This is a genomic window from Thioalkalivibrio sp. AKL17 (assembly GCF_000377885.1).
Classification (GTDB): Bacteria; Pseudomonadota; Gammaproteobacteria; order Ectothiorhodospirales; family Ectothiorhodospiraceae; genus Thioalkalivibrio; species Thioalkalivibrio halophilus.
The window spans coordinates 313,044-330,192 of the sequence record NZ_KB898764.1 but is presented as its reverse complement, the minus strand read 5'-3'; the positions used below and the strand labels follow the sequence as shown (position 1 = coordinate 330,192).

Below are 17,149 nucleotides of genomic sequence, written 5' to 3'. Positions count from 1 at the left end.
GGTCGATAAACCCGGGTCGATGAACCGGCGTTTACCTAACGCCCCGATCCGGGGCGTCCCGCCCACGATCTTCGGGATCCTGCTCGCCAGGGCCTGTTGTCGGGGCATCACTGTCAGCCCCTTCACCACCACTGCTGGCGGCACCGGCCGTCGCCATATCGTCCGTCTCATCGGAACGCCCGGAGCCGCCCGTCCAGGCCGCGGCCTTCTGCCGCATCTCGCCGAACTTGCCGGTCAGTTTTTCCAGCCGCCCTTCCCATTCCGGGTCGGGCTCCTGTCCTTCGGTCACGCGGTTGAACACCTGCATCAGCGCGACCATGCCGACCGGCTCGATCACCGCCTGCTTCACGCCCCAGGCCAGCACCAGGGCGATGATCACCGTCAGCGGGCCGGCCAGCGCCGGGATCAGCGCCACCAGGCCGGCGACGGGGGCAAGGATGACGAGAAACACGAGGAAGGTCATGCCCCAGATGAAGAAGGCAAGGAAGAACGCGTTCTTCAGGAACGCCTTGTAGTTCTGCGCATACAGGATCAGCGCGGTGCGGCTGGCTGCCCACGGGTTCTCGGCCCGGGTGCGGATGTTGTAGGCGAGGATCACCTCGTCCAGATAGGTGAGCGACAGGTTAATGACCGTGTTGATGAAGCTCGCCAGACCCTTCGTACCGGGCAGCGGGATCAGCGCCGCAATGCTGAAGAAGGCCCGGTTGAAGACCTTGAGCACGCCCTTGATCAGCTGATCCACCGCGAACAGCACCGAGGCCTGGGCAAAGCGCTCTTGCACCACCTCGCGCGCGTGCTCGATCTGGCCGCGGCCCTGCGGCAGCTCCTGCCCGTCCATGCGCTCCACCAGCACCGCGATATGCCCGGCCTTGACGATGTACAGCAGGTATTCGCGGAAGAAGTACACCACCGCGCCCACCAGGCCGAAGCCGATGAAGCCGCCCCACAGACCGAATACCCCGGGGTTGTCGCCGATATATCCGATCCCGTAGCCGAGGCCCGCACCGACCCCCGTGCCGATCACGTACGCCAGCGTGATCCCCACGTAGATGACGAAACGGAACACCAGAAACGGTGCGGTACTGCGCAGCAGACCCAGGGTCTCCCGCATGCTGAAGTCCTTCATGGCGTTGCCCCCCGAAAAGGTTCCGTTGTGATCTCCACCAGCATCACCCACCTGGGACACTCCTGTCCCCCTCCGGATACAGGGGGCGGCCCCACTTCTCCCCTGTATGCGGCGATGCGACCATAGGGCCCCGAATACCGGAAAGGGATCTCCATGCCCGTTCGAATCCTCGCCGTGGGCGACATGCACCTGGGGCGCCGGCCGGCCAGCCTGCCAGCCGCGCTGGCCGACGACGGCGCCAAACTGGGCCCGGCCGAGGCCTGGGAGCGCTGTGTCCGCCTGGCCATTGAACAGCAGGTGGACGCGGTAGCACTGGCCGGTGACCTGGTCGAGCGCGAGGACGACTTCTTCGAGGCCTACCGCCTCCTGCTGCAGGGGATTCGGCAGCTCGATCAGGCCGGCATCACCGTGGTGGGCGTCGCCGGCAACCACGATGTCACCGTGCTGCCACGCCTGGCCGACGAACTCGAGGGCTTCCACCTGCTGGGCCGTGGCGGGACCTGGGAGCGCCTCACCCTCGGTACGGACGAGGACCGGGTGACCCTGCACGGCTGGTCGTTCCCGTTGCGGCGGGTGACCACCAGCCCGCTCGCCGGACATGACTTCCATGCGCGGGGCGAAGGCGCGGCGGCCGGCGTTCAACTGGGCCTGCTGCACGCCGACCGCGACGCGCGCGACTCGCACTACGCCCCGGTCAGCTCCGCCGAACTCGCCGCCGCCGGGCTGGACGCATGGCTTTTGGGGCATATCCATCGACCCGATGCCCTGGACACGCTCGCCGGACCGGGAACCTCGTCGGCTGCGCCGCGTTACTCGGGCGGCTACCTGGGGTCCGTTACCGGATTGCACCCCGGCGAACACGGCCCCCGCGGCCCGTGGCTGATCACCGTCGAAGGCGACCGCATCCGATCGATCGAACAGCAATGCCTGGCGCCGCTGCACTGGGCGCGACTGGATCTGGACCTCACCGGGCTCGAGGCCCCGGAGCAGGCCCGCACGCGCCTGCTGCAGGGCCTGCGCGAGCTGGAAGCCCAACTCGATGCGCGCCCCGCCCCGCCACGCGCCCTCGGCCTGCGCCTGCGCCTGACCGGACAAACCACCCTGGCCGGCGAGGTCGCGCAGCAACTGGAGGAGCACCGCGAGGAAAGCATTGCCGCCAGCCCCGAGCGCTTCACCTTCATCGAACGCATCCTTGCCGACACCCGCCCGCCCGTCGATCTCGACGAGCTGGCACGGCGCCAGGACCACGCCGGCCTGCTCGCCCGCCGCCTGCGGCTGCTGGAACATCCCGTCGACGATCCCGACCGCCGCGCCCTGCTGGAACAGGCACGCGAGCGCCTGGCTTCGGTCGCCACCGACGCCCGCTGGCGCGGCCTGCCCGAGGCCGGACTGGATGACGAGGCCGTCGCTGCGCGCCTGGCCGACAGCGGCAGCCGGCTACTGGAACACCTGCTGGCCGATCCGGACACGGAGGCCCGCCCGTGAAACTGCAGCATATCGACATCCGCCGACTGCCCGGCATCGACCGCAGTTTTTCCGTCAACGAGCTGGACCCGACCATCAATTTCGTCACCGGACCCAACGCCTCCGGCAAGAGCAGTCTGATCCGTGCGCTGCGCTACCTGCTGGCCGGTCACCGCGCGGGCGATCCGCACCAGCTGTCCCTGACCGCGGGCTTTCACGATGGCGAGCACCGCTGGACGGTGGACCGCAACGGCACCCACGTCACGTGGCAATGCGACGGCCGGCCCGCGGATCCGCCGGCTCCGCCGCCCCCCGACCTGCTGGACAGCTACCTGATCGGCGTCGAGGACCTGGTCCGCATCCAGGGGCGCGGGGAACAGGCCCTGGCCCGCCACCTGCGGCGCGAACTCAACGGCGGGCTCGACCTGCCGGCCCTGCGCGAGGCGCTGTTTACGTCCGCCCCGCGCGCCGGACATCGGGAGCGCCGCGCGCTGGAGCAGGCGCGCCGGCAACGCGAGGAGGTGGAACGCCACCAGCACGGGGTGGCCGAGCAGGAACGTCGCCTGCCGGAGCTGGACCGGGCCATTGCACAGGCCCGCGACGCGGAGCAGGAAGGCCGTGCCCTGGACGCCGCCCTGCGGCTGTACGAAGCCGAGCAGGCCCTGCGCGGCCTGGATGCGCGGCTGGCGGAATTCCCGCCGGACATGGACCGCCTCACCGGCCGCGAAGCCGCACGCCTGGACGAGCTGGAGCAGCAGCGCGAACGCGTCCGCGACGACCTGGACCGCGCCGGGCGCAGCCGCGAGCAGGCCCGCGAGCAGCTCGCGGCCACCGGCCTGCAGGAACGGCGGCCGGACGAGGCCGAACTCGACCGCCTGCGCGGGCGCCTCGACGAACTGCACCAGCAGGAACAGGCGCTGGCCACCGCCGAGCGGGAATGCACCGACGCCCGCAGCGCGCGCGAGCACGCGATCGCCCGGCTGGACACCCGCGCGGCCGCGGCCCGCGAGCTGCCCCGTCTGGACGACGCCAGCCTCGACCGCGCGCGCGATCTCGCCCGCCGCCGCCGCGAGCTGGAAGACCGCCACGCAGCCCTGCAGACCCGTCTGCAGGGCGCCCCGGACAACTCGCCGGAAGAGGACCTGCAGCGCCACGAGCGCGGCGCCCGTCTGCTGCACGACTGGCTGACCCTGGCGGAGCCCGCGGAACCCGCGCGTCCCGTGCTCCCCACGGTGGTCGGGGCCGGGCTCGGCGGCAGCATCGCGGTGGTCGGCGGGATCCTGGGACCGGGCTGGCTGGCCGCGCTCGGCGGCGGCCTGATGCTGCTCGCGCTGCTGCCGCTGGTCTTTCCCCGGCTGCTGCCGCCACGCCTGCGCCGCACCGACGAGGGCCGCGCGCGCGACGCTCGGCGCGACGGCCTTGCGCGGGATTTCGCCGCGCTGGGCCTGGAGCCGGCTGCCGGCGAAGCACTGCGGGAAGCGGATGCGGACGCCGTGCGCGCCCTGCTCGAGACCGTCGAACGCCGGCGCGACGAGCTGCGCATGACCCGCCGGCGCTTCGAGGAGGCCGAAACCCTGCGGGGCGAACGCGACCGCGTGGATGCCGAGCTGCGGGAACTCGAGGAGGAAGCGGCGGCATTCACGCGCGAGGCCGGTTTCGACCCCGCGCTGGCCGGACGGCTGGACGACTTCCTCGAGCGCACCCGCGCCCTGCAGCAGGCGGAGCTGACCCTGCACCAGGCCGAGGCCCGACGCGCGGAGATCGCGGAACGCACCCGCACGCTCGCACGCGAACTGCAGGACGCCCTGGCCCGCTGGCCCGACCCCGAGGCCCGGGCCCCGGCGGTGGAGGCCCTGCGGACCCGCGCCCGCGACGCCGCCGAGGCCGAACGCCGCATCGCGGAGATGGACCGCGAATGCCGCCGCCTGGAGACCTCGCTGGAGGAGATCGACCGTCAGCAGGCGCGCGAGATGGCCGATGCCGGTCTGGAACCCGACCAGCGCGATCTCCTCGATCACCGTCTGCAGCAACGTGAAGCCTGGCAGGCGCTGCGGCAGGAACGGGACGACGCCCGCCGGCGGCGGGACGACGGGGTTCGCGAGCTGGAATCCCGCCCGGACCTGCTGACCCTGGCCGGTTCCCGAGACGGCCCCGGCGATCGCGACACCCTCGAGCGGCGCCGGAACGAGGCCGCCGACCGGGCCGCACGACTGGAGGCCCTGCAGGAGGAGCGCAGCCAGATCCGCGAACGCATCGAGCAGACCGGACGCCAGCAGGAGCGCGAGCAGGCCCTGGCGGCCGAGCAGAATGCCCGCGAAGACCTGGAACGTCGGCGCGACGAAGCCCTGGACGCCGAAGCCGGGCGCTTCCTGCTCGACGACATCCAGGAGGAGTTCCGCCGCGAGGAAGAACCGGAACTGCTGCGCCGCGCGCGCGAGGCCTTTGCCCGCTTCACCCACCACCAGTGGGCGCTGCGGCTGAGCGAGGACGAGGACGGTTTTGTCGGCGAGGACCGCGTGCAGGGCGCGCTGCGTCCCCCCGGCGAACTCTCCACTGCAACCCGCATGCAGCTGCTGCTGGCGCTGCGCCTGGCCCGGGTCGAGACGCGCGAGGCGACCGAGGGAGCAGGGCACTGGCCGCTGCTGATCGACGAGGCCCTGGCCACCACCGACCCCGAACGCGCCCGCGTGATGTTCCGTACCCTGCAGGAACTGGCCCGCGACGGGGATCGCCAGATCCTGTACCTGGCCGCCAGCGACTACGAGATGCAGCTATGGCACCAGGCCACCGGCGAATGGCCGCACCGCGTGGATCTGCAGGCGCTGCGCGGGCTCCCCGCGGAGGCGACCGAACCTGCCCGGTTCGAGCTCCCCGCGGTTCCCGCCATCCCGGAGCCGGCCGGCAAGGACCTGGCCGCCTGGGCACGCGAACTGGGGGTGACACGACCGGACCCGACGGGGCCCCCCGAAGACGTCCACCTGCTGCATGTATTGTTCGATGATCCCGCGACCGCGCGCGACCTGATGCAGGTCTGGCGGGTCGATCGGGTGGGCCCGCTGCGCAGCCTGCTGGATGGACGGATCGCACGCCGCGCCCTGCCCGACGAGCACCGGCGCGCCGCGCTGGCATATCGCTCCCTCGCGCTGGAACACTGGCTTGCGGCCCGGCGCATCGGCCGCAACCGGACGGTGGACCGGGGCCTGCTGGAAGAGGCCCGTGATGCCGGCGTGCTCACCGACAACGCGCTGGAGGGCGTGGCGCAGCGCGCCACGGAACTCGAAGGCGACCCGCAGGCCCTGCTGGAAAGCCTGCAGCAGCACCCGATCACCATGGCCAGCGGCACGGAACAGCGCCTGCGGGCCGGCCATCGCGAACAGCTGCACGAATTCCTGCGCGAGCGTGGCGTAGTCGACGAACGCGCCCCCCTCACGCCGGAAGCACGCCGCCAGCGCGTCCTCGAGCGCCTCCCCGCCGCGGCCGACCCCGCCGACATCCAGCACCTGATCGACCACCTCGAGCACGAAACCGCCGACTGACTCCCGGACGATGTGCGGAACCGTGAACGGTTCCGCATTCCGGTCGTCCCATCCGCGCCGCAGGCAGGCCAGAATTGGGATCGCTTCATCCCTGAATACCCCCTCTGCCGCGGCGCTCCGCGTCGCTCGGAGAGACGAAGATGACCAAAGCGGACGTGATCAAGCGGATCCACCGCGCCCGGCTGAGCCACAAGATGTGGGTCAGCTACGCCCACGGACTGATCGAAGGGATCCCGCTGGACCAGGACAAGGTCCCGGTCGCCCCCACCGACTGCAAGTTCGGCCAGTGGGTACTACGGCGAAGGGCGCGGCCTGTCGGATCTGGCTTCCTACTGCCGGATCGAACCGCCACACGACGAACTCCACGCCACCTACCGGCGGATCTTCAACATCCTGTTCGAGGAACAGACCGAAAAGCCGACACCGCTGGCACGGCTGTTCGGTTCCACCGGGTTCGACGACACCCGGCGGCTGGACCGGGCTCGGGAGCTGCTACCCCATCTCAAGCAGTGCTCCGCGACTATCCTCACGCACCTCGACCGCCTGGCCGAAGATATCCGGGCGATGGACGAGGAGGAGGTCCGCCGGCGGCTGGGCGGATATCCGGACGACGCCTCCGCCGACGCCGTCTGCGAGCATTGCGAAAGCTGAGGATCTGAGCCGGCCCCCGGCCGCCTCTTCGGCGATCAGCCGTTGGCGGCCTTGCGGCGGATGCCCAGGGTTCCGGTACTGTTCTTGCCCTGGCCCTTGCCCGAAGCCCTTCCGGAGCCCTTGCCCGTCGCCTGATACGCGGGGCGCTTGCCGGTCGCCGGCTTGCCACCGGCGGGCTTGCGGGATGCGGGCTTCGACTTGCGCGCCGGCGCGTCGTGGCGTGCGCCATTGCCATTGCCGCGATCACCGCCCGGGCCCTGCGGCGCCGGGATCTCCAGCGTCAGCCCGAGGCGACGGTTCGCGACATGAATGCCGCCCAGCTTGCGGATCGCGCCCTCGTCCAGGCTCTCCGGCAGATCCACGTGCGAGTGTTCCTGCTGCAGGCCGATGCGGCCGATGTCGCGGCCCTTGAGCCCGCCCTCGTTCGCCAGCGCGCCGACGATCGCGCCCGGCGCCACGCCGTGGGTGCGGCCCACGGGCATGTAGTAGCGCACCATGCCGGATTCGGGACCTGCATCACGATCGCCCTGGCGGCCGCCTTCGCGGCGCTTGTTGTTGCGCTCGCCCTTGTCGCGGCCACCGGAGCGCTCGTCGCGCGCAGCACGGGCCGCGCCGGCCAGCGGGTCGGCACCGGCGGTGGCGGAGGCATCCAGCGGGGAGCCCTCGGTGGCCAGCGCCACCAGGGCACCGGCCAGATCCTGCGGCGAGGTCTCGCCATCGGCCAGCAGGCGTTCCACCAGGGCCGCGTGACGCACCCCGGCGTCATCCGCCACGGCAGCCCGCACGCGTTCGGCGAAGCGATCCTCGCGCCGTGCCCGCACCGCCTCACGGTCGGGCACGGCCTGTTCACGCACGGATTTGCCGGTCAGGCGCTCGATGTCTTTCAGCATGCGCCGCTTGCGCGGCTCCAGGAACAGGATCGCGCGGCCCTTGCGCCCGGCGCGGCCGGTCCGCCCGATGCGGTGCACGTAGACCTCGGCATCGCCCGGGGCATCGAAATTGAACACGTGGCTGATGCGCGGGACGTCGATCCCCCGTGCGGCCACGTCGGTGGCCACGATCACGTCCAGACGACCGTCGCGCAGGTTGGCGACCACGCGCTCGCGCTCGCCCTGCTCCATGTCGCCGTTGAGCGCCGATGCGGCCACGCCGGCGGCGCCCAGCCGATCGGCGATCTCGACCGTCGCCGCCTTGGTACGGGCAAAGACCACCGCCGCGTCCAGATCCGGCTCGGTCTCCATCAGGCGGGTCAGGGCCTCGAGCTTGTTGCGCTGATCGACCAGGCAGTAGCTCTGGTCGATGTCGACGCCGGCCTCGTTGCCCGCACCCACGCGGATCTCTTCCGGCTCGCGCATGTGGCGGTGCGCGATGCGCCGGATCGGCGCCGGCATGGTCGCGGAGAACAGCGTGGTCTGGCGCTCGGCCGGGGTCTGCTCCAGCAGCCACTCGATCTCCTCGACGAAGCCCATGCGCAGCATCTCGTCGGCCTCGTCCAGCACCACCATGCGCAGGCTGGACAGATCGAGGCTCCCGCGGCGGACGTGATCCGCCACGCGGCCGGGCGTGCCAACCACCACCTGGGCCCCGTCGCGCAGGGCGCGCAGCTGCTGGCCCATCGGCTGGCCGCCGTAGACCGGCAGGATCTCGATGCCGTCCAGACCCGCCGCGAAACCGCTCAGGGCGTCGGCCACCTGACCGGCCAGCTCGCGGGTGGGGGCCAGCACCAGGGCCTGCGGCGCCTTCAGGGCCGCGTCCACGCCATCCACCAGCGGCAGGCCGAACGCACCGGTCTTGCCGGTGCCGGTCTGGGCCTCGCCCAGCACGTCGCGACCACCCAGCAGGGCGGGGATGCAGGCGGCCTGAACCGCGGTGGGGGTGGCAAAGCCCAGATTCGACAGGGCACGGACCAGCGACTCGGACAGACCGAGCTGGTCAAAGGAGGGAGATTCGGACATCACACAGTACTCACACGGGCCGGAAACAGCGACGGCACAGGAGTGCCCCGGGCCCGGCGAAAAGGAATGACCACACGGTCAGCTGCGCACTATACACGAAACGCGAGGGCCGTGGGGGGTCAGCCTCGTTCCACGCGATCGCGTCCGCCGGCCCTGGCGGCATACAGAGCCTGGTCCGGAAGTAGAGATCGAAATACCGCTCCACCGCCGCCCGGACTTCTCGTTGGGGTGATAAAGCCGTCATTGCAGATGATCCATGTCCGGGGTGCCGTCCGAGGCGTCGTGCAGGCCTTGAGGAAACACTGATCCGCTTTAGTTTTCGGCAGGGGAGTCGTCACAACCTGTACGATCCGCCCTCTTTGCCGACTCTGCCCGCCCAAATGATCAAGGAATCCCCGATGGGTAAAACTCTCAGTATTCGCGCGAAAATCCAGCTCCTGGTGGCGCTCCCGCTGATCGCGCTGATCGTGATCGCGCTGCTCTCGGTGCGCTTCATGGGGGACATCGAGGCCGGCGTGGACCGCGTACACCAGGACCGCGTCATCCCGCTGCAGCAGCTCAAGGAGATCGCCGACGATTACGCGGTGCTGGTGATTGACGCCGTCAACAAGGCCGATCACGGGATGCTCACCGCCGAAGAGGCCCTGCAGGACGTGCGCGGCGCCCGTTCGCATATCGATCAGCAGTGGGAAACCTACATGGCGACCGAACTCACCGCAGAGGAGGCGCGCCTGGCCGAGGAAGCCCGCGGCCTGTTTCGCGATGCCAACGCGGATCTGGACCGACTGGAACGCGCCCTTTCGGGGATGTCCGGCAACGTCTCGGGCGAACTGAGCGAATTCAACGGCCCGCTGTATGCATCCATCGATCCGATCAGCGACAAGATCAACGAACTGGTGGACCTGCAACTCCGTGTCGCCGGAGAGGAAGCGACCCGGATCGCCGAGCTGTACAACCGCTCGGTCCTCGTTTTCATCGCGGTCGCCCTCGCCGGATTCATCGTCGTACTCGGCACCGGATGGATGACCTACCGGGGGGTTGCCGTCCCTCTGGGCCGCATGCGCGAAACCATGGAGGGCATCGTCAGTGACCATGACCTCGCCCGACGAGTGGACGTCGAAAGCCACGATGAACTGGGTTCCACGGCCACTTGCCTGAACACCATGCTCGACGAGTTCCAGAACACGATCGGCGAGCTGCGCGGCATGACCGACCAGATGGCCTCGGCGGCGGAAGAACTCTCGGCGGTGTCGACCCAGACCAAGACGAACCTGGATCAACAGGGATCACAGACCGAACAGGTCTCCACCGCGATGAACGAGATGACGGCTACCGTGCAGGAAGTCGCACGCAACGCCTCGGACGCCTCCAGCGCCACCCACGAAGCAGATCGCGAATCGCGGGAGGGCGGCAAGGTGGTGGAATCGGTCGTCGGCGACATCGGCCGGCTTGCAACCGAGGTCGGGCAGATCGCCGAAGCCGTCCAGTCCCTGGACGAACAGAGCCAGAAGATCGGCAGCGTGCTGGACGTCATCCGTGGCATCGCCGAGCAGACCAACCTGCTGGCGCTCAACGCCGCGATCGAGGCCGCGCGCGCCGGCGAGCAGGGGCGCGGCTTCGCGGTGGTGGCCGACGAGGTCCGCACCCTCGCCTCCCGCACTCAGGATTCCACCGCCGACATCCAGTCGACCATCGAGAACCTGCAGGCCGGCACCCGCAACGCCGTGGATGCCATGGGCCGGGGCCGCGAGATGGCCGAAAACACCGCCAGCAATGCGCAGGAGGCCGGTGACGCGCTGAGCCGGATCGTCGCGGCGGTGGAACGCATCCGCGACATGAACACCCAGATCGCCAGTGCCGCCGAGGAACAGAACTCCGTGGCCGAGGAGATCAACCGCAATATCATTTCCATCAACGAGGCGACCAGCGAGAGCCTTGGCGGGGCCAACCAGACCGAGACCGCCAGCCACGAGCTGACCAATATCGCCTCGCGGGTGCGCGACCTCGCCTCGCGCTACCGCATCGGTCAGTAGGGGTGCTGCCCGAGTGAACTGTTAGACTGTGAACTCCATCACGATGGATGTTCACAGTCCCATGTCCGACGCGCATGCCGACACCGCCTTCCGGGCGCAACTGCGACACCTGCGGAAGTACGTGGCGCTGGCGGCGCTTGTGTGGACCCTGTTCTTTGCCGGGCTGAGCCTGTGGCTGCTGGACCACTTCCGGACGATGACCCTGGATCTCGCCTATCAGGAGGCGCAGGCGAACTTCAACAAGGATCAGGCCTTCCGTTTCTGGGGCACCCTGCACAGCGGGGTCTACGTGCCGGTGAGCGATCTGGTCCAGCCCAACCCGTACCTGGCACACCTGCCGGAGCGGAACATCACTACGCCCTCGGGTCAGGAGTTGACCCTGATGAACCCCGCCTACATGCTGCGCCATCTCAACGAGCAGTTCGGCGACCTGTTCGGAGTACGCGGGAATATCACCAGCCTGCAGCCATTGCGCCCGGAGAATGCGCCCGATCCGTGGGAGGAGGAGGCGTTGCAGGCCTTCCGGGAAGGCGCGGAAGAACGCCTGGAAGTGGCGGACATCGACGAGGAGCCCCATCTGCGCTACATGGCGCCCATGCGCGTGGAGCGCGGCTGCCTGGAATGCCATGCCCATCAGGGATACGAGGTGGGCGACATCCGCGGCGGCGTGTCCGTGGCCGTGCCCCTGGACGACTACCGCGAACGCGAGGCGGAGACCGCCACGGTCACGCTGGCAGCGCTGTCCGGCGTCTGGCTGCTGGGCCTGGCCGGACTGAGTGCGGGCGCCCGGCGCCTGAGTCGCGACGTCCGTGCCCAGCATGCCGCCGCACAGCAGATCCGCGAGCTGAACACCGGACTGGAGCGCCGCGTCGAACAACGCACCGCCGAACTGGACGAGGCCCGGCGACAGGCGGAAGACGCCAATCGCGCCAAGAGCGTCTTCCTCGCCAGCATGAGCCACGAGCTGCGCACCCCGCTGAACGCGATCCTCGGGTTCTCGCGCCTGGCGGCACGGGGCAGCAACCTCACGGGCGAACAGCGCGACCACCTCGGCCTGGTCGAACGCAACGGCGATCACCTCCTGTCGCTGATCAACGACGTGCTGGACATGGCCCGGATCGAGTCCGGCCGCCTGACCATGGAGCCGGTCACGCTGGACCTGCCGCAGACCCTGGAGGATGTGGTTGCAACGCTGGGCGCACGAGCCCGGGAGAAGAACCTGACGCTGACCCTGGACACCGATCCCGAGCTGCCCCGCTTCATCCGCAGCGATGCGCGCAAGCTGCGCCAGATCCTGATCAATCTGGTGGGCAACGCCATCAAGTACACCGAAACCGGGGGCGTCGAGCTCCGCGCCGAGACGCGGGAAGATCCGGCGGGCGAACGGCGCCTGCAGCTGGGCGTGGAGGACACCGGCCCCGGCATCCCGCCGGAACAGCAGGAATCCATATTCGAACCCTTCGTTCAGGGTGGCGCGGCCGGCACCACCGAGGGGACCGGCCTGGGGCTGTCGATCACTCGCCAGTTCGCGGAACTGCTGGGCGGTTCGGTGGATGTCTCGAGTGCGCCGGGTCAGGGGTCGCGTTTCAGCGTGGACCTGCCGCTGGAAGCGGCCGACGACACCGCCGATACACCGGCCCCCGCCGCGCGTCGGGTGCTGGGCCTGGCGCCGGGTCAGCCGGCCTGGCGCATCCTGGTGGCCGACGACTCCGAATCCAATCGCATCCTGCTGCAGCGGCAGCTGGAAGAGGCCGGATTCGATGTCCGTCTGGCGGCGGATGGTGAAGAGGCCGTGGAGGTCTACCGCGAATGGCAGCCGCACTTCGTGTGGATGGACATGCGCATGCCGCGCATGGATGGCTACCAGGCCACGCGCGCTATCCGCGAGGCCCCCGGCGGCCAGGACACGGTGGTGGTCGCCCTGACCGCCTCGGCCTCCCTCGCCCAGGCCCGCGAGATCCGCGAGGCGGGCTGTGCCGATCTGATCAGCAAGCCCTACAGCGATAACGACATCTTCGGCACGCTGGAACGCCACCTGGGCGTGGAATTCCGCTACGCCGATGCCGAAACGGACACCCCGACCCCGGCGGACGACGCGCCCGCGCCGGAAACCCTGGCCGCACAGCTGCGGCCCCTTTCTCCGGAACGCCGCGAGGCACTGGCACGCGCCGTACGTTCCGGCGACCTTCAGGGCATGAACGAGTGGGTCGCAACGCTGCACGAAGAGGACCCCGAGCGCGCCCGGGTGATCCACAAGGCCGCGGAGGCGTTCCGCTACGAAGACCTCCTCAAGGCGCTTGGAGAAAACCGGACGTGAACCCGCAGAACGATTCCGGCCACCCGCACCCGGCCATGTCCTCCGATGCCGGCGACGGGATCCTCGTGGTGGACGACAACCCCAGCAACCTGCGCCTGATGGTCGACGTGCTTCAGCAGGCGGGGCTGGCGGTGCGCGTGGCGCCGGGCGGCCGCATGGCGCTGGAATCGGTCGCCGAGCGGCGGCCCGCGCTGATCCTGCTGGACATCCGCATGCCGGACCTCGACGGTTTCGAGGTCTGCCGGCGCCTGAAGGAAGCCCCTGAAACCGCCGACATCCCGGTGATCTTCCTCAGCGCCCTGCGCGAGCCTGAAGACAAGCTGCGGGGCTTCGCCGCCGGGGCGGTGGACTACATCACCAAGCCCTTCGTCGCCGAGGAGGTGCTGGTGCGGGTGAAGAGCCATCTGGCCATGCACCAGTCCCACCAGGCGCTCGAGGCCCTGGTCCACGAGCGCACCCGTGCACTGCATACCGTCTCCGCCGGCAACCGTGCGCTGGTACACGCGCAAAGTCCGGACGAGCTCCTGCGCGGCATGACCGCCGCCATCACCACCACCGGTGGCTACGCCGCCGCTCGGGTCCGGCTGCGGGACGGTCGGCAACAGCTCGCGGGCATGGACACGGAACCGGTGACACCGGGCCCCGACCGGACGAAACCGGACGGTCCTTGCCTGGTGCGCAGGACCGTCGATCTCCCCCTTCTGGTCCTGGTGCTGCCGCTGAGCGACGACCGGGGGCCGCTGGGCGATCTGCAGGTCGCGGCCCGCTCGCGGGATGCCTTCGCGGAGCCGGACGACGTCGCCCTGCTGAGCGAACTCGCCGGCGATCTCGTGTACGGCCTGCGCACCCAGCAGTCGCGCGCGGCGCTGGAACACTCGCTGGAACGCACCATCGAGGCGATGGCCGCCACCATCGAAGTCCGCGACCCGTATACCGCCGGGCACCAGCAGCGCACCACGCAGCTCGCCGACGCGATCGCGGTGGAACTGGACCTGGACCCGGAACGGCGCAAGGGCCTGCACGTGGCCAGCGCGGTGCACGACATCGGCAAGATCTCGGTCCCGGTGGAGATCCTCGCCAAGCCCGGACGTCTTTCCGCGACGGAATTCGAGCTGATCAAGGGGCACCCCGCGTCCGGTTACGAGATTCTCAAGGGCATCGATTTCCCCTGGCCGGTGGCCACCATCGTGCGCCAGCATCACGAGCGCCTCGACGGCTCCGGCTATCCGGATGGCCTCCAGGGTGACTCCATCCTGCTCGAATCGCGCATCCTGGCGGTCGCCGACGTGGTGGAGGCCATCCACTCGCACCGCCCGTACCGTCCCGGGCTCGGGCTGGACGTCGCCCTGGAAGAGGTTCAGAAACGCCGCGGCACCCTCTATGACCCGCAGGCGGTCGATGCCTGCCTGCGCCTCGCCGCCCAGGGGCGCCTGCCCCTGGAGACGGCCTGAGCCCCGGCCCCCTATTCCACCTCCAGAGGGATAGTTTCGAGCACCTCGCCGCTGTCGGAAGCGCGGTAGCGGATCTCGTAGCTGCCCGCACTGGAAGGTGCGAACAGCTGCACCGGACTGCCCTGCGAGGCCCGTGCATCCTGCACCGCGCTGGCGTCCGGGTCCGCGCCGGCCTCGACGATCTCGATCAGATCCTCGAAGCGCCCCGGCCCGGTGAAGCTCACCTCCACCGTACTCCGGGCGGCCACGGTATCTTCGGCCGAAAGGGTCACGTCGGTACCACCGACGGCAATCGGAATGGCCTCCAGGGTGCGGCCGGAATCGCGGATCACGTAGCGGATCTCGTACTCGCCCTCCTCGTCCGGCGCGGTCAGGGTCTCGGTGTCGCCGGAGACACGACTGCTGGCGCTGCGGCTGTCGCCGCTGTCACCCTCGGGCGCGTTCGGCTCCACGATGGCCACGAAGTCGTTGCGATTCTCCGGTCCCTCCCACCGCACTTCGAAATCGGCACCCGGCAGCACGGTGTCCGGCGCTTCCAGCGACGCCTCGACCGGAGTCAGCGTCACCTCCTGCGAGGCCAGCACCCGGCGACTGTCGCGCAGCACGTAGCGCACCTCGTGGGTGCCGAGCGCATCCGGCGCCTGGATCTTCACCGGCTCGCCGTCCTCCGAAACCCGGCTCGTGGCGCGGCGGGAATGCCCGGTTTCATCGTCCGGCGCGCCCGCCGCCACGATCGCGATGTAGTCGTTCCGGTTGACCGGGCCTTCCCACTCGACCTCGAAATAGGCCCCGGCCGGGACCTCCTCCGGTGCGGAGACGGAAGCCTCCACCGGGGTCAGCGTCACTTCCTGCGAGGCCAGCACCCGCCGACTGTCCCGGAGAACGTAGCGCACCTCGTAGGTGCCCAGCGCATCCGGGGCCTGGAGGGTCACCGGCTCGCCGTCCTCCGAAACCCGCGCAGTGGCCCGCCGGCCATGCCCGGTGTCGTCGTCCGGGGCCCCGGCTTCCACGATCGCGATGTAGTCGTTGCGGTTGACCGGACCTTCCCACTCGACCTCGAACTGCGCCCCGGCCGGAACCTCCTCGGATGCGGAAACGGCTGCCTCCACCGGCTCCAGCTCGATGGTCCGGGTGGCCAGAACCGCCCCCGTTTCCCGATGTACGTAACGCAGCTCGTGGGGCCCGAGGGCATCCGGCATCTGCAGGGTTACCTGCTCCTCGCCCTGCACGCGGTCGCTGGCGCGACGTGAATGGCCCGTATCATCCTCGGGCGCGCCCGGCTCCACCACGGCAATGAAGTCACGATCCTCGCCGGGCCCGTCCCAGCCGACATCGACCATGGAACCGACGCCGGCGGTGTCCGGGGCATGGAGCTCGGCGTCCGGCAGTTCCTGTTCGAGCGTCACGACCACTTCCCGGTCTTCCGCGAGGGTCGCCATCTCCCGCGCATCACCGCTCGTCGCGCCGCGTTCGGCAATGATGCGGTATTCCCCGGGCTCCAGGTGGAGTTCCAGCGGATCGGCATCCTCGCTGCGGACCTCGATCGCGTCCTCGGTCTCCACGTTCAGCGCGACCCAGTCGACCCCGCCCAGGGCATCCCCGGTTTCGGCGTCCTCGGCGCTCAGCTCCAGCGTGGCCTGCGTCTTCGCCATCATGATGTCGACCGGCTCGTCGGTCTGCGGGGTGATCTCGAACTCGGTCTCGCCGGCAAAGACCTCCGCTTCGGCCTCGACCGTGTAACGACCGGGCACCAGCTCCAGGTCGATGATCCCCCGCGACTCCCCGGAAAAGATCGACTCGCCCGCCTCGTCGGCGACCTCCCAGTCCACCCGGCGCACGTGCTCTTCGGGATTGCGTTCGTCGAGCGCGCGCAGCTGCACGCGCAGCGCCTCGGGTTCCGCTACCGCGATCTCGTCCAGGGCGGCACTGAGCTCCTCGCCGGATTGCGTGGTGAACAGCTGGCCACCGGTCTGCTCCGGCACACAGGAAAGGGTCTGAACCTCTTCCTCCTCGAGCGCAAAGCCGACCACATGGGCGCGCAGGTCGATCCCCTCCTCCGCCATCTCGGCGGCCAGCGCACAGGGATCGCCACCGCAGTTTTCCAGGCCGTCGGTCACCAGGATGATGTCCGCGGACTCCGCGGTGCGCGGGATCATCTCGCGAGCCCTGGCCATGGAGTCGGTCAGCGGCGTCATGCCCTGCGGGTTGAGATCGTGGATCGTACGCGCGATCTCGTGACCCTCGTGGGTGTCCAGCGGCAGGACGGCCTCGATATCGTCACAGTCGCCACGCCGGGTATGTCCGTAGGCGACCACGCCAAAGGGGATGCTGGCGTCGCGGCTGGCCGCGAACTCGTCGACCACCTCGCGCGCCACCTCGATGCGCGACTTGTCGTCTTCCATCCGCGCCCACATGGACCCCGAGGCATCGAACACCATGATGCTCACGTGATCATCGGCCATCACCGGCGACGCCACGCCGAATGCGCCGGCCAGCAAACCGCCGGCCACGGCCCGGCGCCAGAGTTTTCCGTACATTGTCCGCTCCCCTCAGTGCCATTGATTGGCCCGATGTTCCCCTTGAGAGGATCGCGCAATGCACAAAAGAACGCCCCCT

The 17,149-nt window shown here is 69.7% G+C and carries 8 protein-coding genes; 5 read left to right on the top strand and 3 right to left on the bottom strand.

Annotated features, from left to right (window positions below; translation table 11 throughout):
* Window positions 1-31: 31 nt before the first annotated feature.
* On the bottom strand, window positions 32-1,126 hold the full coding sequence (locus D577_RS0101510; RefSeq protein WP_018945837.1) for a hypothetical protein: 1,095 nt from the start codon (window positions 1,124-1,126) through the stop codon (window positions 32-34).
* A gap of 153 nt (window positions 1,127-1,279) precedes the next feature.
* Here D577_RS0101510 and D577_RS0101505 point away from each other — a divergent pair, with 153 nt between their 5' ends.
* Both D577_RS0101505 and D577_RS0101500 read left to right on the top strand, forming a co-directional pair.
* Window positions 1,280-2,611 (top strand): DNA repair exonuclease, encoded by a 1,332-nt coding sequence (locus tag D577_RS0101505; RefSeq protein WP_018945836.1) that lies wholly within the window; start codon window positions 1,280-1,282, stop codon window positions 2,609-2,611.
* The gene (locus D577_RS0101500) at window positions 2,608-6,126 is read left to right on the top strand and encodes a hypothetical protein (RefSeq protein ID WP_018945835.1); all 3,519 of its coding nucleotides are present in this window, start codon (window positions 2,608-2,610) and stop codon (window positions 6,124-6,126) included. The genes D577_RS0101505 and D577_RS0101500 overlap by 4 nt, the downstream gene beginning before the upstream one ends.
* A 686-nt stretch (window positions 6,127-6,812) precedes the next feature.
* On the opposite strand, the gene D577_RS0101490 is transcribed toward D577_RS0101500, so the two are convergent.
* Window positions 6,813-8,732: a DEAD/DEAH box helicase gene (locus D577_RS0101490; protein WP_018945833.1), complete on the bottom strand. Its 1,920-nt coding sequence runs from the start codon at window positions 8,730-8,732 to the stop codon at window positions 6,813-6,815.
* A gap of 398 nt (window positions 8,733-9,130) precedes the next feature.
* Between D577_RS0101490 and D577_RS0101485 the strand changes: the two genes are divergently transcribed.
* From D577_RS0101485 to D577_RS0101475, 3 genes are all read left to right on the top strand, one after another.
* A complete protein-coding gene (locus tag D577_RS0101485; protein WP_018945832.1) occupies window positions 9,131-10,765 on the top strand; it encodes a methyl-accepting chemotaxis protein in 1,635 nt (544 codons plus the stop codon).
* Between the two features lie 61 nt (window positions 10,766-10,826).
* Window positions 10,827-13,082: an ATP-binding protein gene (locus D577_RS0101480; RefSeq protein ID WP_018945831.1), complete on the top strand. Its 2,256-nt coding sequence runs from the start codon at window positions 10,827-10,829 to the stop codon at window positions 13,080-13,082.
* On the top strand, window positions 13,079-14,533 hold the full coding sequence (locus D577_RS0101475; protein ID WP_018945830.1) for an HD domain-containing phosphohydrolase: 1,455 nt from the start codon (window positions 13,079-13,081) through the stop codon (window positions 14,531-14,533). The genes D577_RS0101480 and D577_RS0101475 overlap by 4 nt, the downstream gene beginning before the upstream one ends.
* A gap of 11 nt (window positions 14,534-14,544) precedes the next feature.
* On the opposite strand, the gene D577_RS0101470 is transcribed toward D577_RS0101475, so the two are convergent.
* Window positions 14,545-17,070, bottom strand: coding sequence for a VWA domain-containing protein (locus tag D577_RS0101470; RefSeq protein ID WP_018945829.1), 2,526 nt, complete (start codon window positions 17,068-17,070; stop codon window positions 14,545-14,547).
* Between the last annotated feature and the right edge of the window lie 79 nt (window positions 17,071-17,149).